At 59.3% G+C, this 19,562-nt stretch carries 20 protein-coding genes, 1 tRNA gene and 1 pseudogene; 16 read left to right on the forward strand and 6 right to left on the reverse strand.

Going from position 1 to position 19,562, the window contains the following annotated elements; all coding sequences use genetic code 11:
• Nucleotides 1-40: 40 nt before the first annotated feature.
• Nucleotides 41-469 carry a universal stress protein gene (locus tag BVU99_RS19180; protein ID WP_025302347.1) on the reverse strand — a complete coding sequence of 143 codons (429 nt, stop codon included), beginning with the start codon at nt 467-469 and terminating at the stop codon, nt 41-43.
• A 180-nt stretch (nt 470-649) separates the two neighbouring features.
• The gene (locus tag BVU99_RS19185) at nt 650-1,366 is read right to left on the reverse strand and encodes a LuxR family transcriptional regulator (RefSeq protein ID WP_025302346.1); all 717 of its coding nucleotides are present in this window, start codon (nt 1,364-1,366) and stop codon (nt 650-652) included.
• A 334-nt stretch (nt 1,367-1,700) separates the two neighbouring features.
• Here BVU99_RS19185 and BVU99_RS19190 point away from each other — a divergent pair, with 334 nt between their 5' ends.
• The 7 genes from BVU99_RS19190 to BVU99_RS19220 all read left to right on the forward strand — a co-directional run bounded on the left by BVU99_RS19190 (nt 1,701) and on the right by BVU99_RS19220 (nt 8,793).
• Entirely contained in the window at nt 1,701-3,230 is a 1,530-nt protein-coding gene (locus BVU99_RS19190; protein WP_099817374.1) for a 3-hydroxyacyl-CoA dehydrogenase NAD-binding domain-containing protein, read from the forward strand.
• 9 nt (nt 3,231-3,239) lie between these two features.
• Nucleotides 3,240-4,451 carry an acetyl-CoA C-acyltransferase gene (locus BVU99_RS19195; protein ID WP_099817375.1) on the forward strand — a complete coding sequence of 404 codons (1,212 nt, stop codon included), beginning with the start codon at nt 3,240-3,242 and terminating at the stop codon, nt 4,449-4,451.
• 15 nt (nt 4,452-4,466) lie between these two features.
• On the forward strand, nt 4,467-5,678 hold the full coding sequence (gene hemA, locus BVU99_RS19200; RefSeq protein WP_015377390.1) for a 5-aminolevulinate synthase: 1,212 nt from the start codon (nt 4,467-4,469) through the stop codon (nt 5,676-5,678).
• The gene (locus tag BVU99_RS19205) at nt 5,675-6,847 is read left to right on the forward strand and encodes an MFS transporter (RefSeq protein ID WP_099817376.1); all 1,173 of its coding nucleotides are present in this window, start codon (nt 5,675-5,677) and stop codon (nt 6,845-6,847) included. Before hemA ends, BVU99_RS19205 begins: the two co-directional genes overlap by 4 nt.
• On the forward strand, nt 6,840-7,559 hold the full coding sequence (locus tag BVU99_RS19210) for an enoyl-CoA hydratase-related protein (protein ID WP_099817377.1): 720 nt from the start codon (nt 6,840-6,842) through the stop codon (nt 7,557-7,559). The genes BVU99_RS19205 and BVU99_RS19210 overlap by 8 nt, the downstream gene beginning before the upstream one ends.
• A gap of 123 nt (nt 7,560-7,682) precedes the next feature.
• Nucleotides 7,683-8,249, forward strand: coding sequence for a GNAT family protein (locus BVU99_RS19215; protein WP_043141821.1), 567 nt, complete (start codon nt 7,683-7,685; stop codon nt 8,247-8,249).
• On the forward strand, nt 8,233-8,793 hold the full coding sequence (locus tag BVU99_RS19220; protein WP_099817378.1) for a hypothetical protein: 561 nt from the start codon (nt 8,233-8,235) through the stop codon (nt 8,791-8,793). Before BVU99_RS19215 ends, BVU99_RS19220 begins: the two co-directional genes overlap by 17 nt.
• A 111-nt stretch (nt 8,794-8,904) precedes the next feature.
• Here BVU99_RS19220 and BVU99_RS19225 read toward each other — a convergent pair whose 3' ends face one another.
• Nucleotides 8,905-9,207 (reverse strand): putative quinol monooxygenase, encoded by a 303-nt coding sequence (locus tag BVU99_RS19225; protein WP_049204287.1) that lies wholly within the window; start codon nt 9,205-9,207, stop codon nt 8,905-8,907.
• Nucleotides 9,208-9,666: 459 nt separating this feature from the next.
• Here BVU99_RS19225 and BVU99_RS19230 point away from each other — a divergent pair.
• Both BVU99_RS19230 and BVU99_RS19235 read left to right on the forward strand, forming a co-directional pair.
• Nucleotides 9,667-10,904, forward strand: a pseudogene (locus BVU99_RS19230) (MFS transporter).
• Between the two features lie 74 nt (nt 10,905-10,978).
• On the forward strand, nt 10,979-11,482 hold the full coding sequence (locus BVU99_RS19235) for a VTT domain-containing protein (protein WP_099817379.1): 504 nt from the start codon (nt 10,979-10,981) through the stop codon (nt 11,480-11,482).
• 220 nt (nt 11,483-11,702) lie between these two features.
• Here BVU99_RS19235 and BVU99_RS19240 read toward each other — a convergent pair.
• Nucleotides 11,703-11,778 (reverse strand) — tRNA-Lys (locus BVU99_RS19240).
• Nucleotides 11,779-12,127: 349 nt separating this feature from the next.
• Between BVU99_RS19240 and cycA the strand changes: the two genes are divergently transcribed.
• Nucleotides 12,128-13,528, forward strand: a complete 1,401-nt coding sequence (gene cycA, locus BVU99_RS19245) for a D-serine/D-alanine/glycine transporter (RefSeq protein WP_043141829.1) — start codon at nt 12,128-12,130, stop codon at nt 13,526-13,528.
• Nucleotides 13,529-13,576: 48 nt separating this feature from the next.
• On the opposite strand, the gene BVU99_RS19250 is transcribed toward cycA, so the two are convergent.
• A complete protein-coding gene (locus BVU99_RS19250) occupies nt 13,577-14,500 on the reverse strand; it encodes a DMT family transporter (protein ID WP_099817380.1) in 924 nt (307 codons plus the stop codon).
• Nucleotides 14,501-14,567: 67 nt separating this feature from the next.
• Between BVU99_RS19250 and BVU99_RS19255 the strand changes: the two genes are divergently transcribed.
• Together BVU99_RS19255 and BVU99_RS19260 are read left to right on the forward strand one after the other, a co-directional pair.
• The gene (locus BVU99_RS19255; protein ID WP_089180753.1) at nt 14,568-15,143 is read left to right on the forward strand and encodes an XRE family transcriptional regulator; all 576 of its coding nucleotides are present in this window, start codon (nt 14,568-14,570) and stop codon (nt 15,141-15,143) included.
• Nucleotides 15,144-15,260: 117 nt separating this feature from the next.
• A complete protein-coding gene (locus tag BVU99_RS19260) occupies nt 15,261-15,734 on the forward strand; it encodes a helix-turn-helix domain-containing protein (protein WP_025302332.1) in 474 nt (157 codons plus the stop codon).
• Here BVU99_RS19260 and BVU99_RS19265 read toward each other — a convergent pair.
• Complete coding sequence (locus tag BVU99_RS19265) at nt 15,718-16,641, reverse strand: LysR family transcriptional regulator (protein ID WP_043141837.1); 924 nt, start codon at nt 16,639-16,641, stop codon at nt 15,718-15,720. The two genes, BVU99_RS19260 and BVU99_RS19265, sit on opposite strands and share 17 nt — an antisense overlap.
• 68 nt (nt 16,642-16,709) lie before the next feature.
• Here BVU99_RS19265 and BVU99_RS19270 point away from each other — a divergent pair, with 68 nt between their 5' ends.
• The 4 genes from BVU99_RS19270 (at nt 16,710) to BVU99_RS19285 (ending at nt 19,548) form a co-directional block, all read left to right on the forward strand.
• A complete protein-coding gene (locus BVU99_RS19270) occupies nt 16,710-17,327 on the forward strand; it encodes a LysE family translocator (protein WP_043141841.1) in 618 nt (205 codons plus the stop codon).
• Between the two features lie 78 nt (nt 17,328-17,405).
• Nucleotides 17,406-18,005 (forward strand): NAD(P)H:quinone oxidoreductase, encoded by a 600-nt coding sequence (wrbA, locus tag BVU99_RS19275; RefSeq protein WP_025302329.1) that lies wholly within the window; start codon nt 17,406-17,408, stop codon nt 18,003-18,005.
• A 236-nt stretch (nt 18,006-18,241) separates the two neighbouring features.
• Nucleotides 18,242-18,556 (forward strand): hypothetical protein, encoded by a 315-nt coding sequence (locus BVU99_RS19280; protein WP_099817381.1) that lies wholly within the window; start codon nt 18,242-18,244, stop codon nt 18,554-18,556.
• Between the two features lie 191 nt (nt 18,557-18,747).
• Nucleotides 18,748-19,548: a DNA/RNA non-specific endonuclease gene (locus tag BVU99_RS19285; RefSeq protein WP_015377376.1), complete on the forward strand. Its 801-nt coding sequence runs from the start codon at nt 18,748-18,750 to the stop codon at nt 19,546-19,548.
• Nucleotides 19,549-19,562: the final 14 nt, after the last annotated feature.

A 19,562-nucleotide genomic window follows, 5' to 3' on the forward strand; every position in this document is an offset into this window, starting at 1 on the left:
AACCGCAGAACGCGCCCGAAAACGGTGGGTTTAATACGTATTATCTGACCACCATCACCGAAATATTGGCATGGCGAACGATGGCGGCGGCGTTAGATCCCAGCAGATAGGTTTTCACGCTCGGGCGACGCGAACCGATAATGATCAGGTCGGCGTCGATTTCTTCCGCCAGTTCCAACACCTGATCGCGCGCAGAACCGAAGCTGACGGTGTAATTAAGGCGATCCAACGGCAGATCGATTTCCGACATGATTTTCTTCAGTTTGTCCACCGCCTTCACCTCCGCCTGATTCTCAAACTCCTTGAGACCGAACGAATAGGCAGTAACAAAAGCCGAAGCATCCGGCAGCGCATGGAAGAAATGCACTTTAGCACCGGACATCTTCGCCAAATATTCCACATGCTTCAGCGCATGCTCGGTCAACAAATCCTCTTCAATATCGATCGGCACTAAAATAGTCTTGTACATATCACATCCTTTCTATGTAAACCGGGTGCCAACAGAATACTGCCGCGCACGGGCGCGGTGAATCGCTTTATCACGCTTTTGTGATCGGGGGGTAAATACTGATAAGGATAGCTTTTAATTTAACAAAATATAAACATCACACCGATAACGGATAGGCGATTAATTATTTATTTCTCGAGATTAAATCAGCTGTAAATAAACCGCTTTGGCGGTGGCTGCGGTCTTATTGGCGACAGAAAGTTTTTTAATCGAGTTGCCTATGTGGAAATTGATCGTGCGCTCGCTCACCCCCATCAACAGCGCGATCTCTTCCGCCGTTTTCCCTTCGCTGCACCAGCGTAAAATGTCTTTTTCGCGCAGCGTCAGCACGTCTTTTATCGCGTCGTCGTTCACCGATATCAAGGCTTCACGCAGCGTTTTATGGGCGGTTTGCGCCAGCCAAAGGAAAAAGGTTTCATTTGCCGCACGCGCTTGTGGCGTTTGCTCCGGTAGCGCTGTGCCGGCAAACGTCAGGATCCCCAGCCTGCCATAGCAATCCTTGACCGACTGCGACCAACCGGCGCACAGGCCAAACTGCGCCATACGTCGCCAAAGCGTCGGCCGATCGTGATAAAAACGTTCGTCCCACTGGAACTGCAGCGTGGAATGGTGAGCGCGCTCAATGACCGGATCCTGCAAATACACCCGCTGCCGCCGATAATCTTCGAGATACTCTGCTGAAAAATTACCTTCGATCAGCATCTTGGGGCGGCTGGCCGGATAACAGGAAAACACGATGTAGGAGAAATAATCAAACCCCAACGCCTCGGCGCAGGGCCCCAGTTGCGTCAGAAAGCATTCGCGATCGGCCAGGCTGCCAATCACCTCCGCCATGAGCCGTTGAGTGCGGGTATCCATAACGCAGGTTCTCCAGATAGCGATGCCGATTATCGATAGGTCAGACTCACTATAGAATATCGCCGCCCGGCGCCAGTAGCCGTTTCATATAATAAAAAATACCAACGCTATAACGAAAACAGCTATTCCCCTTAAAATAAGCCTTTTTATTGCGCCGAACAGGAAAACTACGCGAATAGCATAATCCCTTCAGGACGTAAACCTGTCATTTCTACCGTTAGACAGCCAGGACACCGCCAATTACTTTCCAAACAGGCACCCGGTGCCGCCGTAAATCCAAAGAGATAATAAGCATTTGCGAATTTCGCATGGCATACAGTGACGGGGATTTTCTATGGCAGAAAGTAATGCGGCAATTCAATCGGCTGCGATTATCGGCGCGGGAACGATGGGCAGAGGCATCGCTTATCTTTTCGCGCAAAAAGGCATTCGTACGGTGCTTTATAATCGCAACGGCAATACCCTCAATCAGGCTCGCGAATATATCGCGCAAGACCTGAACAAGAAAGTCGAACAGGGCAAGATCGCGCTGCAGGATAAAAGCTCAGTGCTGGCCAATCTGGTGTTCTCGACGGCGCTTGTGGCTATCGCCGACAGCGAGTTGGTGATAGAAACCATCGCCGAGCATGAACAAACCAAACTTGAGGTGTTGGCGGCCATCGCCGCGGTGGTCAAGCCCGATACGCTGATCGCCACCAATACCTCCTCACTGTCGCTTAACAAGCTGGCAACCGCGGTGACGCACAGCGAGCGGTTTATCGGTTTGCACTTTTTCAACCCTGCGCCGCTGATGAAACTGATTGAAATCATCCCGGCCTACTTTACCGCACACGCCACCACGGAACGTTGCCGTCAACTGGTGGCCGCGTTGGGGAAACGCGATGTCGTCTGTCAGGCCACGCCGGGGTTTATCGTCAACCGCATGGCCCGCCCCTACTACCTGGAAGGGTTCCGCCTGTTGGAAGAGCACGTGGCGCGCGCGCCGCAGATCGACCGTGCCCTCAAGGCCGGCGGACACTTCCGCATGGGGCCGCTCGAGCTGACCGATTTTATCGGCCAGGACATCAACTATCAGGTCAGCCGGCAAATCTGGCAGGACATGCAATACGACCCGCGCTATACCCCCGGCCATCTGCAGCGTTCGCTGGTCGATGCCGGTCTGTTGGGGAAAAAGAACGGCCGCTCCTATTTTGCCGCCGAAGAAACCGCCCCGCCAGTGACGGCCGCCATCGATGCAGACGTCGAGACGCTGCGCGTTTACGGCGAACACCCTTTTTTTACCCTGTTGCAACAGCGAGCCGCACGTCAGTGGCCACAGCTGCGCGTGGAACAACGGCCGGCCTTACCGAGCCTGGGGCCGGCCGTCCAGATCAATGACGCATTCACCGTCAGCATCACCGATGGCCGCACGGCGAGCCAGTTAGCCGAGCAGACGACGGCTGACGCTTTTGTGGTCGACATCGCCCTGAACTACGCCGACACGGCGTATCTGGTTGCGGCGCACAATCGCTATGCCTCTGCGGCCAATAAGGCGCTGTTTTTACGCCTGCTGCACACTGCGATCCCGCAGGTTGAATTTATCAAAGATTCCCCGGCGCTGATCGTCGCTCGCGTCCTCAGCAGCCTGATCAATGAGTCGGTGATCATGGTGGAAAGCGGCGTCTGCAGCCGGGAAGACATTGATGTCGCCGCCGTCGCGGGCGTTAACTACGCCGGCGGCATTTTCGACTGGCTCGGCAAACTGGGGGAGAAAAACGTCAGGACGACGCTGAGCAATCTGGCGCAGCTGCTGCACGCAGCGCGCTATGCGCCGCATTACACCCTTCTGCACGCCGCGCAACCGGCGCTGACGACCACGCCTTGAGGAGCCATGATGAACATTAACGATGACGGCGTTTATCTGATCGACGGCACGCGCACGGCGATCGGCGCCTATGGCGGCAGCCTGGCGCATACCCGCCCCGACGACATGGCGGCGACGATCATTCGCGGCCTGCTGCAGCGCCATCCGGCGGCGGAAGCGAATCTGGACGAAGTGGTTCTGGGCTGCGCCAATCAGTCCGGCGAAGACAACCGCAACGTCGCTCGCATGGCAACACTGCTTTCCGGGTTAGACCCGTCGGTGCCGGCCATCACCCTCAACCGCCTTTGCGCATCCGGGTTGGATGCGGTGATCTACGCCGCGGCGAAAATCCGCAGCGGTCTTAGCGAACTGGTTTTGGCCGGCGGTGTGGAAAGCATGAGCCGCGCACCCTATGTGCTGAGCAAGGGCGAAACGCCGTTCGACAAAGGCGTGAAGCTGTATGACACCACGTTGGGATGGCGCTTCGTCAATCCGCGGCTGGCGGAGCGCTACGGCAGCGACCCGCTGGGCATCACGGCGGAAAACGTGGCCCAACGGCAACATATCTCACGCGAGGAACAGGATCTGTTCGCGCTGGGCTCGCAGCAAAAAGCCCGCCGGGCGATCGACAGCGGCCGGCTGGCGCGGGAAATCACGCCCGTGGACGTGCCGGCGGATCGTAAAACCACCCGCACATTCGCGCAGGATGAATTTCCCCGGCTCAGCACGTTGCAACAGCTGCAGGCGCTGAAACCGGCGTTCTCCGCCGGCTGTTCGGTCACGGCGGGCAACGCTTCCGGCATCAACGACGGCGCCGCCGCGCTGCTATTGGCTTCCGGTCGCTACGTGAAACGCCAGGGCTGGCAACCGCTGGCGGAGATCGGCGACAGCGCGGCCGCCGGCGTTGAACCGGCGCTGATGGGGCTGGGGCCGATCGCCTCCACCGAGCGCTTACTGCAGCGCGGCGGGTTCACCTTGAACGACTTCGACATCATCGAGATTAACGAAGCGTTCGCCTCACAGGTTCTGGCGGCGCTGAAACACTGGCGCATCGACGCCAACGACGCGCGGGTCAACCCGAACGGCGGCGCCATCGCGCTCGGTCATCCGCTGGGGATGTCCGGTGCGCGCCTGGTGCTGTCGGCGGCGCTGGAATTACGCGACCGACAGGCAAGCAACGCATTGGTGACGATGTGCGTCGGCGTCGGTCAGGGCCTGTCATTAAACCTTAAAGCCGTTTAACACAAGGAACATACGATGAGCGTACTGAACATTCTTGAAGAAAAGCTGGCGGAAACCAAAAAACAGGGGCGTTTTCGCGAGTTTCTCAACCTTGAACGCGGCGTGCAGGACAAACCCTGGGCCACCAGCCACGGGCACCACGGCGAGCGCCGTCTCAACGTCTGGTGCTCGAACGACTATCTGGCGATGAGCCACCACCCCAAAGTGCTGCTGGCCACCACCGACGCGGTTAACCGGGTCGGGCTGGGCACCTGCGGCGCCCGCAGCATTTCCGGCACCTCGGTCTACCACAGCGAGCTGGAAACGCTGCTGGCCAGCGCCTACGGCAAAGAGTCGGCGCTGCTGTTCACCACCGGTTTCGGCGCCAACGACGCCACCTTATCCACCCTGTGCGACGCCATTCCCGATCTGATCGTGTTCTCCGACGAACTGAATCACGCCTCGATGATTTACGGAATTCGCTACAGCAAAGCGGAGAAAAAAATCTTCCGCCACAATGATGTAGCACACCTCGCCGAGCTGCTGCAGGCCGCCGATCCGGCGCGGCCAAAGCTGATTGCCTTCGAGTCGCTGTATTCCATGGACGGTGACTTTGCCCCCCTGGCGCAGATCGTGGCGCTGGCGGAGCAGTATCAGGCGCTGACCTATCTCGACGAAATTCATTCGGCCGGCGTGTATGGCGAACGGGGATTGGGCTATGCCGAACAGCTGGGCCTGTTAGATAAAATCACCATTATTCAGGGCGGATTCGGCAAGTCTTACGGTGCGGCGGGTGGCTATATCGCCGCGCCCCGCTCGGTGGTGGAAGCGGTGCGCAGTTGGGCCCCGGCATTCGTCTTCAGCACCTCGTCACCGGCGCCGGTGGTAGCCGCCGCGTTGGCCAGTTTTAAATACAACCTCGAGCATGACACCCAGCGCAAGCACCTGCTGGCGATCGTCGATCACCTGAAAACCGGCCTGCGCGCCGCCGGCATCCCGCTGGTGTCGGCAGACAGCCATATCCTGCCGCTGCTGGTCGGCGATCCGCACCGCAACAAACACATCAGTAAAGTGCTGCTCGATGAGCATGATATTTACGTGCAACCGGTCAATGCCCCGACGGTGCCCGCAGGCAGCGAGCGACTACGGGTAACGCCGACCTCGGCACATTCCCATGCCGACGTGGAGACCTTCCTGGCGGCACTAGGCCGGGTCTGGGCAGCGAACGATCTGCGGAGGGCAGGATGAAGTTAGCGGATTATAACGGCCATCTGATCACGCTCTGCCTGATGGCGACCGGTACCTTCGCCATCGGCACCGACGCTTTTATCGTCGCCGGCGTACTCAGCGATATTTCCGACACCTTTGCCGTCAGCCCCGCGCAAGCGGGGCAGTTGATATCGGTATTCGCGCTGGCCTATATGCTGTTCGCCCCCCTCACCGCCTGGCTGTTGGGCAACGTCAACCGCAAGCATATCCTGCAGTTGGCGCTGGTGCTGTTCATCGCCGGCAACCTGGCCTGCGCCTGGGCCACCAGCTACCTGCAGATCGCGTTCGGCAGAGTGCTGGCGGCATTGGGGGCGGCCTGTTACACGCCGCAGGCCGCCGCCGCCGCGGTGGGGCTGGTGGCGGAAAAACGCCGCGGCCTGGCTATTTCCATCGTCTATGGCGGCATGACGTTGGCTATTGCGCTCGGCATTCCGTTCGGTACCTTTCTCGCCAAACTGATCGGCTGGCGTGAAATCTTTCTGTTCATCGCCCTGCTGGGGGCGATTGCGCTGCTGGGCCTGTCGTTGGCGCTGCGCGCCATTGCGCCATCGGGCAAGCATTCGCTGAAAGAGCGACTCGCCCCGCTGCGGCAAAAGGCGGTGCTGACTACGCTGCTGATCACCTTTTTTGCCGTTTGCTCGGAACACATCGTCTACAGCTACGTCAGCGTGTTGCTGAAAAACACCCAGTTCGGCCCTGAGGCGATCCTGCCCCTCGCGCTGCTGGTGTTCGGCATTGGCGCGGTGATCGGCAATTTTGCCTCCGGCGCGTTAACCGATGCCCTCGGCAGCAAGTTCGTGCTGCTGTTTTCCGTGGCGATCCAGACGCTGTCTCTGTTTTTGCTGGCCTTTTATGTCACCTCGCCCTGGTGGGTACTGGCCATCTTCATCGTCTGGGGCATTACCGGCTGGATGTACCTGGTGCCGATCCAGCATCACCTGTTGTCGCTATCGAAACGCTTTGGCGCGCTGACCGTGTCGCTCAACAGCTCGGTGTTGTACGCCGGCATCGCGGCGGGCGGGATGCTGGGCGGCCTGACGCTCTACGCGCTGCCGGCCTATTACCTGCCGCTGTTTTCGCTGCCGCTCGGCGCCATCGCCCTGCTGCTGACGCTGTTGTTTTTCCGGGGAGAAGCCAGCGATGAGTGAAGTTCTTCCGGTGCTTTATGAGCGCCATGGCGCGCAGGTTGCGGTCATCACCCTTAATCGGCAGGAAAAAAAGAACGCCATCAACCTGCAGATGGCCGAGTTGATCCGCACCTACCTGCGGCAGGCGGATAACGATGACTCGGTGCGAGCGATCGTGCTGGCCGGCCAACCGGCGGTATTTTCCGCCGGCATGGATATCAACGCCTTTCATCAGGGTGAACTGCCCATCGTCACGCCGGAGGGGTTTGGCGGGCTGATCCATGCACAGATTGCCAAGGTGATCATCGCCGCCGTTGACGGCATCGCGTACGGAGGCGGATTTGAGCTGGCGCTGGCGTGCGATCTGATCGTCGCCGGCCAGAACGCACGCTTCAGCTTCCCCGAAACCGGGCTCGGGTTAGTCGCCGCACAAGGTGGGTGCGCGCGCTTGCCGACGCGTATCTCCCCCTATGTCGCGCTCGACTGGCTGCTGACCGGCAGAACCGTCGGCGCACAGGAGGCGCTGTCACACGGCGCCATTTCCCGTATCAGCGAGGGGACGGCCCGGGAAGAAGCGCTGCGCATCGCCGAACAGATCGCCGGAAAAGATCTTGCTGCCAGCCAAGCGGTGAAGGCCATCGTGCGCCAGGGGCTGGCACGGCAAGAAGCCCCCTCATTCGATTTTCAACAAGGCCCGGTCGAACGCCTGCGTCAGGCCGCCACCCGCCGATAATGCCCCTGCCGGTTCGTCTGAACCGGCATTTCCCGTTTGTCCTCCACCGCTCATTTTACGCAGCCCGCTTCTCGGCGCTGGGTTACACTGCCGGTAGTCCTAATGCGCTGATAAGGAAAAATAATGCGCCTTTTGCCTCTGCAGACCCCCAGACTGATCCTGCGCCCGTTCACGGCCGACGATCTGCCCCACTTTACCGCCTACCGCAGTCACCCTGACGTGGCGCGCTATCAAAGCTGGAGCGACTACAGCGCCACCGATGCGCAGGCCTTTTTCGAACGGCAACGGCAGCTCGCGTTCAACCGTGACGACAGCTGGTTCCAGCTGGCGGTCGAGCGCCGTGAGGACGGCGCGTTGCTCGGCGATGTCGCGGTGCATTTCTTCGATGAGGGGCGCCAGGCTGAACTGGGCGTGACCTTCGCGCCCAGCCACCAGCGGCAAGGGCTGGCGCGCGAGGCGCTGAGCGCCGTCATCGCTCTGCTGTTCGGGCCGTTGGCGAAGCACCGTATTACTGCGGTGGTGGACACGCGTAATCTTGGCGCCGCCACGCTGTTCGGCAAGTTGGGTTTTCGCCGCGAGGCCTATTGGCGGCAAAACGTGTTTTTCAAAGGCGCATGGGGCGACGAATTCGGCTTTGCCCTGCTGCAAAGCGAATGGCGGGAGAATGCAAGGCATGACGCTGCTGAATAAATACCTTGGGCAATACCAGTTCTCGGAACGGCATGCGATCGCCATCGCCGCGCCGCAGGCGCGGATCCTGGCGGCCGTGGCCGCCTACGATCCCAAGCACGATCGTTTCTTCCGCAGCATGATAGCGCTGCGCGAATTGCCCGCGCGGCTGATGCCACGCGATAAGCCCAGCCCGCCGCCGTTTGGCCTGCATAACTTTTGCCTGCTTGAGCAAGATGACAGCGCGTTGGTCTATGGCCTGATCGGCCGCTTTTGGCAGGCTGAATACGGTCTGGAGCAGGTCGCTGACGGGGCGGGCTTTCTCGCCTTCGCTCAGCCCGGCGTTGCCAAACTGGCGCTGGGGTATGCCGCGAGCCCGCTGGAGGGCGGGCGCTGCCGCCTGGTAACGGAAACGCGCATCTTCTGCCCCGACAGCGCCAGCCGGCGGCGGTTTACCCCCTACTGGTATGCGATTCGCCTGGTGAGTGGGTTGATAAGGCGCCGCATGCTGCGCGCCATTAAAACCGCCAGCGAAAAGCAGACGGCGAATCATTCACCTGATTGATTAATTTAAGAGCATTCCTAGAGAATGAAAATCATTATCAGCCTATTTTTTAATCACAACAAGATAGTGTTGAGAAGCCATTAACCCCGCCCCCTGCGGGGATTTTTTCGCCTATTTATCGCCTGTTTCAGGAAACACCTGCATAAACAAGAAGGTGCAAGGCTTGCGCTGATACTGATTGATCTGCGGCACCAGCCGGGTGAAATGCTCGGTCTGACAATGCACGTCCAGGGCGGCGCGGTCCGGCCAGCTTTCGATAAAAATAAAGTGCCCGGGATCCTGCTGGTCGATGCACAGTTCATAACTGATGCACAGCGGCTCTTGACGGGTTTTCGCCACCAGCTCGCGATACCATGGCATAACGGTGTCAATGTGTTCCGGATGGATAAAATCTTCAGCGATGACCTTCAGCATGTTGCGCTCCTGCATTCTGTTTTGCCGTGCTTCACCTTATCGTCCTCACTCCCGAGATGAAAGCGCCCTACTCCAGGTCTATCACCGGGTTGCCAATTCGGTGATAACGCACACAGATCTCGATCAAAACGCTTGAACGCGCCATAGCCCTGTGTGAACGTTTGATTAACAAAAAAGCAACACACCATTCACTATGGTGATGTCTGCATCAACCTGCCGACCCGATACGCGGCATTTTTTTCGCCCTTAAAGGCCTGACCATTAGTCCTTTAGACCTTTATATCTCACGAAGAAAATCCGCTGTGACCGTCGTGTTGAGGGCAACGGCGCCAGGACGGTCCTTATGACCGACGCTTGTCATTCTCAGAAGAGAGGTTATCGCCAGTGAATCACGCCACCTATGCCGTTCCAGCGCTCAACGCCGCCATCCGCAAAACCTGGCGCAGACTGGTGCCCTTAATGTTCGCCATGTACTTCATCGCGTTTATCGACAGGGTTAACGTCGGCTTTGCCAAGGACGCGATGGCTATCGACATCGCGCTGTCGCAATCCGCCTTCGCATTGGGCGCCGGGATATTTTTTGCCGCCTATGCGCTGTTCGGCATCCCGGCCAATCTGCTGATGAACCGCTGGGGCGCCAAACGCTGGCTTAGCGCCACCACCGCACTATGGGGGCGCTGTCGGCCTGTACCGGGCTGGTGACCAACGAACAGCAATTTATCATCCTGCGGTTTCTGCTGGGGATCGCCGAAGCCGGCTTTTACCCTGGCATCCTGTTGCTGGCGTCGATCTATTTTCCCAATAAGGTGCGCGCCTCGGTCATTGGCATTTTCGTGCTCGGCGTGCCGGCGGCCCTGACGCTCGGCTCACCGCTGTCGGGGGCATTGCTGGAGATGCACGGCGTGTTGGGTAAACCCGGCTGGTTCTGGATGTTCGTGCTGGAAGGGCTGCCGGCCGTCGCCCTCGGCGTCTTCGCCTTTTTCTATCTCGACGATAACCCTCGGCAGGCTCGCTTTTTGACCGAGGAAGAACGCACGGCATTGGTCACACAGTTGGCTGACGAACAGCAGCAGACCGAAACCAGCAGCGTCAAAGCGGCAATGAGAAGCGGCACCGTTTGGCATCTGGCGTTGATCTACGGCACCCTGCAAATCGGCGTGTACGGCCTGATGTTTTTCCTGCCGTCGCAGGTCGCCTCGCTGATGGGCACCCATCTCGGTTTCAAGGCCTCGCTGGTGGCCGCCATTCCCTGGGCGTTCTCCGCGCTGGGCGTCTATTTCCTGCCGCGCTATGCCGACAGAAAAACCGCCAGAAGATTACCGATCGCCGTGGGGTGCATGGTCGCGGCAGCGCTGGGGTTGGTCGTTTCTTCCTATGCCGGCCCTCTGCTCGCTATCGTCGCCCTGAGCTGCTGCGCAGTCAGTTTCCTGGCGGTACAGCCGATTTTCTGGACGTTTCCCGCGCAGGTGCTCACCGGCCCGGCGCTGGCGGCCGGCATCGGTTTTTGCACCACGCTCGGCGCCGCATTCAGCTTCTTAGCCCCGCTGATCCGCACGGAGGCGGAACAGCGTTTTCACAGCCCGCATGCCGGGCCGCTGGTGCTGGCCGCCTTTTCACTGCTGTGCGCCACGCTGTTGTGGGCGCTCAGAAACCGGCGCGCCGACGTGAGCAAGCAAGACGCAGAGATTGCCGGATAGCGGCGCGTTATTTAGCCATTATTGAACCTGCGGATGGGACACTGGCACTCAGCCCTCTCCCCCGCAGGTATTAAATGGATGAATTGACGCACATTATCGCTAAATACAGCCCGGAACCGGAGATGTTGCTGCTGCTGATTTTCCTGTTCGCGCTGGGAAAATCCGTGATCGTGGTGTCTTCCGCCTTGCCGCCCGCCTCGGTGACGCTGCTGGTAGGCATCCTTGCAGGCAAACACACGCTGCCCCTCGGTGCCGTTTGGGCGGCCATCGCCCTCGGCGCCACGTTGGGATCGATCTTGTCGTTCCACGGCGGCACGCTGCTGTGCCGCCACGATCTTGGCCGCCGGCTGCCGGCACGCTTTCACACTCCGCTGCACAAAGCGCAACGTTCCTTGCAAAAGCGCGGGCTACCGCTGCTGTTCGCCTCGCGTTTCCTGGCGGTGATGCGCTACACCATGCCGCTGATGGCCGGCATGCTGCAACTGCCGGCGAGGCACGTCTATGCCACCGCCGCGCTCTCAGCCGCCGTTTGGGCACTCCTCTTGATGTCGGCCGCGCATTTATTCCCCGCTTCTTGACCTGAAAGATTCTTGGGCAAATGCCCCATCCCTGCGCCGACGTTGCGCCAGCGCACAGCCTCCCTTGCCGTATAAAGTACGGTGCAACATCGCAGTTTGCGCCAGATCACCTTTCTGAACATCAGTCGAAAAATGCGAATTTTTTTGCAGAATGCGCGCTTAAAACGGCGCCATGAGGGAAAAAACAGAGAAAAGTCTGTGCGTAACACGCTGATTTGGTTGGTGGGTCGTACAGGGTTCGAACCTGTGACCAATTGATTAAGAGTCAACTGCTCTACCGACTGAGCTAACGACCCAACGCGATAAATTGTCCTCCTCGCCAGTGCCGCTGTCAAACGCTTCCACTCATTACTTTTTCTCATGCGAGTTTTACAACTCTTTGTTTAATCAACGAGATAAGCCGCATAAGGTCTGTTAATCCCACCTTTTGAAGAGTAATCTTCCGCTCCCTGAACGTCCGATTTGCCTCCTCCGTGTAAAGATTGATCGACTTTTATCCCACGTATAAATGTTGTAAACATGTTGCACAAAGGTGGCGTTATTGCACTACCTTACTAAAGCCGGACCAACCGGATAAATGTATAAAAAAGAGCCACTTCAGAGCTCACGACTTCACTAATGACAGGTAAAACAGGACATCATCAGATGGTAGATCACTCTAAAATAGCGACTGACGCGACGCCCGCTTCAGAAGATCATCTACGGCGAAACCTTACTAACCGACATATTCAACTGATCGCCATCGGCGGCGCCATCGGCACCGGTCTGTTTATGGGCTCCGGTAAAACCATCAGCCTGGCCGGCCCTTCGATCATCTTCGTGTACATGATCATCGGCTTTATGCTGTTCTTCGTGATGCGCGCCATGGGTGAGCTGCTGCTGTCTAACCTGGAATACAAATCGTTCAGCGATTTCGCCGCGGATCTGCTCGGCCCGTGGGCGGGTTTCTTCACTGGCTGGACCTACTGGTTCTGCTGGGTGGTCACCGGCATCGCCGACGTTGTGGCGATCACCGCCTACGCCCAGTTCTGGTTCCCCGGACTGTCACAGTGGATTGCTTCACTGCTGTGCGTGCTGTTGCTGCTCGGCCTTAATCTGGCGACGGTGAAAATGTTCGGCGAAATGGAGTTTTGGTTTGCGATGATCAAAATCGTCGCCATCGTCGGGCTGATCGTCGCCGGGCTGGTGATGATCGCCATGCAGTTCCAATCGCCGACCGGCACCGTGGCCTCATTCACCCATCTGTGGAATGACGGCGGCATGTTCCCGAAAGGCATCAGCGGTTTCTTCGCCGGCTTCCAGATCGCAGTATTCGCCTTCGTCGGCATTGAGCTGGTGGGCACTACCGCCGCGGAAACCAAGGATCCGGAGAAGTCATTGCCGCGCGCCATCAACTCGATTCCGATCCGCATCATCATGTTCTACGTGTTCGCTCTGATCGTCATCATGTCGGTGACGCCGTGGAACTCCGTGGTGCCGGACAAGAGCCCGTTCGTTGAACTGTTCGTGCTGATTGGCCTGCCGGCCGCGGCCAGCGTGATCAACTTCGTGGTGCTAACCTCCGCCGCCTCCTCCGCCAACAGTGGGGTGTTCTCCACCAGCCGCATGCTGTTCGGGCTGGCGCAGGAAGGCGACGCGCCGAAATCGTTCGCCAACCTGTCCAAGCGCGCGGTGCCGGCCAACGGCCTCACCTTCTCCTGCATCTGCCTGCTGGGCGGCGTGGTGCTGATTTACCTGATCCCGAACGTGATGACGGTCTTCACCCTGGTGACCACCGTATCGGCGATTCTGTTCATGTTCGTCTGGACCATCATCCTGTGCTCGTATCTGGTTTACCGCAAACAGCGCCCGGCGCTGCACCAGAAATCGATCTACAAGATGCCTGCCGGCAAGCTGATGTGCTGGGTATGCATGGCGTTCTTCGTGTTCGTGCTGGTGCTGCTGTCGCTGCGCGAAGACACCCGCCAGGCACTGATCGTCACCCCGCTGTGGTTCATCGTGCTCGGCCTGTCTTACGTGTTCCTGCGCAAGAAGAAAACCGCGTGATGCAAAAAGGGGCGGATCTCTCCGCCCCTTTCTTTCTACGCCTCTGCGCTAATCCGCTTCCGTCGCCACCGCTGCTTTCCCCTTGCGCCGTATGCGCAGCTCGCTGACTACCACCCCAATCACGATCAACGCGCCCCCCAACAACGCCACGCCCGGTAAACGTTCACCGGCGAGCCGCCCGACAATGCCCGCCCAGACCGGTTCGCCGGCGTAAATCACCGTGGCCCGCGTCGGCGAAACGCTGCGCTGCGCCCAGTTCATAGTCAGCTGAATCAAGGCGCTGGCCAGCCCCAGCCCAATGGCGCTGTACAGCAGGTAATCCGAATACGGCGGCGGCGACTCGCCGGTCGGCGCCATCATCAAAAAGGAGGCCAGTGAGGCGGTCGCCAGCTGCACAATGGTCACCCGGCGGATATTCACCTTGCCGGCAAAGGCACCGATCAGAATGATCTCTGCCGCCATGCCCAGCGTGCCGGCCAGCGTCAGCATTTCGCCAAGGCTCAGCGTCATGTCCGTGCTGCTCGGTGCCGCCAGCAGCATCAGGCCGGTAAAGGCCAGCAGAATACCGATCCACGACATGATGCCGGGGAACCGCCCCAGTACCAGCCATTGCAATAGCGGCACGATCGGCACGTACATGGCGGTGATGAACGCCGATTGGCTGCTGGTAATCGTCTGCAGACCGACGGTTTGCATGCTGTAGCCGAACATGATCGCCAGCCCGATCAGTACGCCCGCCTTCAGTTCATACAGGGTCAGGTCGCGCAGCACGCGCAGCGAAAACAGCGTCAACGCCAGCGTGGCGGTGGCGAAACGCAGACCGACGAAAAAGAACGGCCCGCTGACTTGCATCGCGTGATGCACCGCCAAAAAGGTGCCGCCCCAGATCATGGTGATGAAAATCAACACCGCTTCCGGCAACGTGATTTGCGGAACCACGGCGGAAATAAAGGATTTTTTTGCTGCTGACACCGGCTTGCCCTTCCTGCTGAGTGCAATATAATGCACAGATCCTGCCAGTATGAGATAAAGTCCGGCGATGAGCAATACGGCGCATAACGCGAAAACCGATCCCCCCAAGGTGCTGCAGTACCTGAGCAGCAATCTGCGCGGCTACCGCCAACAGGCGGGCCTGAGCCAGATGGCGCTGGCCGAACTTTCCGGCGTCAGCCGCCGCATGCTGGCGGGCATCGAGGCCGGCGATCGCAACGTCAGCCTGGCGGTGCTCGACAAGATCGCCGCTGCCCTGAAGATTTCGTTCACCGATCTGATCCAGGCGCCGGAAGCGCGCGGCGACCATCTGGTGGGGGAACTGGCCTGGCAAGGCGCGCAACCGGGCAGCCAGGCGCTGTTCGCCGCCAGCGTGCCGGCGCGCCAACGGGCCGAGCTGTGGGAATGGACGCTGATGCCGGGCGAGCGCTATGACTCTGCGCCGGACGCGGAAGGCTGGAATGAAATGATCTACGTGATTGCCGGTACCCTGACGCTGGAGTTGGAACAAGGCACGCTGACGCTCAGCGCGGGCACCGCACAAACCTTCAACAGCGATCAACGCTACGCCTACGCCAACCACGGCGATCTCCCGCTGCGCTTTATCCGCAACGTCGCCTTCTGACTGCTCGCCAGCCCGCGCCGGCGGCGGGTGTCGTGTCGCTGTCGTGCCGCTGTCGTGGCGCAGCTACCCCGCCCGCCCTACACTGAATGACAGTGACAGCGAACTCAGGAGTGCACCATGCAAAAGTATCGCATCAGGCCATTACGTCTGGAAAAAGGCTGGTCGCAGGAGCAGCTGGCGACCATCGCCGGCCTCAGCACCCGCACCGTACAGCGGATTGAAAACGGCGAACAGGCCAGCCTGGAAACCTTGACCGCGATCGCCGCCGCGCTGGGCGTGCAGGTCAGCAATCTCAACGCACAGCCGCAACAGACGACAATGGGGGAGGAGACGCCTGACGAACAACGTCTTCGTCGCCAGGTCGCGGCAGAAGGCAAACTGCTGAGCATGGCGGTGCGTTTCGCCGTCATCGGTGCGATATTGCTCGCTGTCAACGTCTTTACCCATCCGCACTATCTCTGGTCGCTGTGGGCGATCGGCGGCATGAGCCTCGCGCTGGTCATGCGGGCGGTGCGCACTCTGCTGCTTCGTAACGTCTTCAGCCGCTGGCAGGAACAGCGGCTGGCGCAAAAACTCAGGCGTCTGCCGTGAGCCTCAACCACTCGGCCAGCCGAGCCAGCGCGCTGCCGGGCACGATCGGCTGCGGCGACAGCAGGTAATAGCCGCTGCCGTCGGGCATAAAACCGAACGGCGCGCTCAACAAGCCGGCGGCCAGATCGTCTCGCACTTGCAGCCACGGGCCCATCGCAATGCCAAGACCGGCGACCGCCGCCTGCAGGCTGAAATAGAAATGATCAAAGCGCTGCTCTGGATGCCCCACCAAGGCCATCCCCTGTTGCTGCGCCCAATGCCACCAGGCATCCGGCCGGGTGGCGGCATGCAGCAGCTTCGCGCCGGGCCGCAAACTCAGCAGGCTGCCCTCAGCGATCGTCATCCTTGCCAATGCCCCGGGTTGGCACACCGGCCCAACCTTTTCACTGAACAGCGCCAGGCTATGCACCTCCTTTCCCCAATCGAAGTCATTGCGCCTGATCGCCGCCGTAATGCCGTCATGGAACGAAAACGGCCCGCCACCGGCCACCAGCTGTAAGTTGATGTCCGGATGCGCCTGCTGAAAAGCCGGCAGACGCGGGATCAGCCAACGCATCAATAAGGTCGGTTCACAGGACAAGACCAGCGGCGCGTCGAGCGCCTGCTGACGCAGTTCCAGCGCGGTATGATCCAGAATGCCGAAGGCCTGCTGCGTCGCCTGAAACAGCTTGCGCCCCGCCGCCGTGAGCAGTACCCGCCGATGGCGGCGCTCAAACAACGCCACGCCCAGTTCCTCTTCCAGCGCCCGCACCGCCCGGCTGACGGCGCCATGCGTCAAATTCAGCCCCTGCGCCGCCTGCGTAAAACTTTCCAGCCGCGCGGCGGCCTCGAAGCAGCGCAGTCCGCCCAACGGCAACGGCCTGCCGGTTTTGCGTGAGTTTTTCTCACCGATATTGTCACTATTCATCGTTTGTCACCGAGAAAAATTACTCTTATAAATCAGTCACTCTATTGTTAAACATCGCAAGGATAACTATGACTGAACTCATCGCTGTCGTCACCATTACTTTACTCGCCGTGATAAGCCCAGGGCCGGACTTCGCCATGGTCTCGCGCAACAGTCTGCTGCTCTCACGCCGCGCCGGCATATTGACCGCCTGTGGCATCGGCGCCGGCGTACTGGTTCATGTCAGCTATACGCTGATTGGCGTCGGCGTGTTGATTCAACAATCGCCCTGGTTGTTTAACCTGCTCAAAGGCATCGGCGCCGCTTATCTGATCTATCTCGGCTTTACGCTGCTGCGCAACGCGGCGCATCAGGATGCCACGCCCAGCACCGCGCCGGCCGCCATCAGCGATTTCGGCGCGCTGAAAACCGGCTTTTTCACCAACGCGTTAAACCCGAAAACCACCATTTTCATCGTCAGCCTATTCATGCAGGTCGTCTCTCCGCACACCCCGCTCGGTGTACAAATTGGCTATGGCCTCTTTATTGCCGCCGTCCATGTGTTCTGGTTCGCTGCCGTTGCGTTGCTGTTTTCCGCGCCTGGCGTCAATGCGCGCTTTTTGCGTTTACGCCGCGGCATCGACCGCACCTTTGGCGGGCTGCTGATTGTCTTTGGCGCCCTGTTGGCGATCGCCGGCATCAGGTAACGCCACGACGCCAAGTTCGTCATTCGCTTCTATGCTTATCAGGGGTTTTTGTTAATCATCTGAGCGGGAGTACGAAACATGACGAAACTGTTGGTGCTTTATTACTCAATGTACGGCCACATCGAACGCCTGGCGCAGGCGGTGGCTGAAGGGGCGAACCGTGTCAACGACGTGGACGTGACGATTAAACGCGTGCCGGAAACCATGACGCCGGAGGCCTTCGCCAAAGCCGGGGGCAAGCAACACCAGCAGGCGCCGGTCGCCAGCCCGCAAGAACTGGCGGACTATGACGGCATTATCTTCGGCACGCCAACCCGCTTCGGCAATATGGCCGGGCAAATGCGCACCTTCCTCGATCAAACCGGCGGGCTGTGGGCTTCCGGCGCGCTGTACGGCAAGGTAGGCAGCGTCTTCTCCTCCACCGGCACCGGCGGCGGCCAGGAACACACCATCAGTTCGACCTGGACCACGCTGGCGCACCACGGTTTCATCATCGTACCGATCGGCTATGCGACGCAGGAGCTGTTTGACGTTTCGCAGGTGCGAGGCGGCACTCCGTATGGCGCCACCACCATCGCCGGCGCCGACGGTTCGCGGCAGCCGAGTAACGAAGAGCTGACCATTGCCCGTTATCAGGGCGAACACGTGGCTAAAATCACCGCCAAGCTGAAAAGTTAAGCACCCTCCAGCCCCCGTGATCCAAAGGGCCGCGCATTCGCACGGCCCCATCTTGTTGCCAACCCGCCGCAAGGTTAGAATGCCCCTCCCCCGGCCATTCAGCGTCTGAAGGCCAGGCCCGAATTCGTTCTGCCCGTCGCTCATCCGCTTTCAGCCCGAGGACGGGCGTTCTGTTTTTTGCGCACAGCGAAGGGAATAAGTCAGTGTCTAAAGATTTTGATGAACTAATAAGAGACATGGATCTTATTATTGAAAATGTAGACAGCTTCAAGGCTCTGGCTCCGCGCGCGCCCGAGCCGGCTCCGGCCCCGCCGCCGCCGGTTCATCTCTACGACTCGTTCTGCGAAAACATCGCGCTGAAAGTCGTCTTGAAGGTGCTGCTGTCTTCGGTGGACAAGATAGTCAAAGTACAGATCGCCAACAAGGTCGAGCAGGAAATCGCGCAGATCGAACAGCAGGTGGTGCGCGCCGGCGGCGGCCCGGTATCACCGGACGATCTGGCGCAGATGACGCATTACGTTCGCCGCACGGTCAACGACCTGCTGGAGTAATCCTCCCCCCTTTGAAACGGCGTCTGTTGGACGCCGTTTTCATTTCTGCCGCATTGCACGTGCGGCTTGGCTGTACCATGACTGACACATTCACAACATGAATATGTTGCATTGTTGTATTCGTTTCACTGCGATAAGTTTATTTTACTGTAAATATATACAGTAATTTTTAACTTATTGAGGATATGAATATGCGCTTTAACAACAAGATGTTGGCCCTGGCCGCCCTGCTGTTCGCCGCTCAGGCGTCGGCCGACACGCTCGAATCCATCGACAACTGCGCGGTCGGCTGCCCGACTGGTGGCAGCAGCAACGTGTCTATCGTGCGTCATGCTTATACGTTGAACAACAACAGTACCACCAAGTTCGCCAACTGGGTGGCTTATCACATCACCAAAGACACGCCGGCCAGCGGCAAGACGCGCAACTGGAAAACCGATCCGGCGCTCAACCCGGCGGACACGTTAGCGCCCGCCGATTACACCGGCGCCAATGCGGCGCTGAAGGTCGATCGCGGTCATCAGGCGCCGCTGGCTTCGCTGGCGGGCGTTTCCGACTGGGAATCGCTGAACTACCTGTCCAACATCACGCCGCAAAAGTCCGATCTTAACCAGGGCGCCTGGGCGCGGCTGGAAGATCAGGAACGCAAGCTGATCGATCGCGCCGATATCTCCTCGGTCTATACCGTGACCGGGCCGCTGTATGAACGCGATATGGGCAAACTGCCGGGCACCCAGAAAGCGCATACCATCCCCAGCGCCTACTGGAAGGTGATTTTCATCAACAACAGCCCGGCGGTGAACCACTATGCCGCCTTCCTGTTCGATCAGAACACGCCGAAGGGCGCCGATTTCTGCCAGTTCCGCGTGACGGTGGACGAGATCGAGAAGCGTACCGGCCTGATCATCTGGGCCGGTCTGCCGGACGACGTGCAGGCTTCGCTGAAGAGCAAGCCCGGCGTCCTGCCGGAGTTGATGGGCTGCAAAAACTGACGAAAAAACCCGCC

The organism is Serratia sp. OLAL2, assembly GCF_002752475.1.
GTDB classification, from domain to species: Bacteria; Pseudomonadota; Gammaproteobacteria; order Enterobacterales; family Enterobacteriaceae; genus Serratia; species Serratia bockelmannii.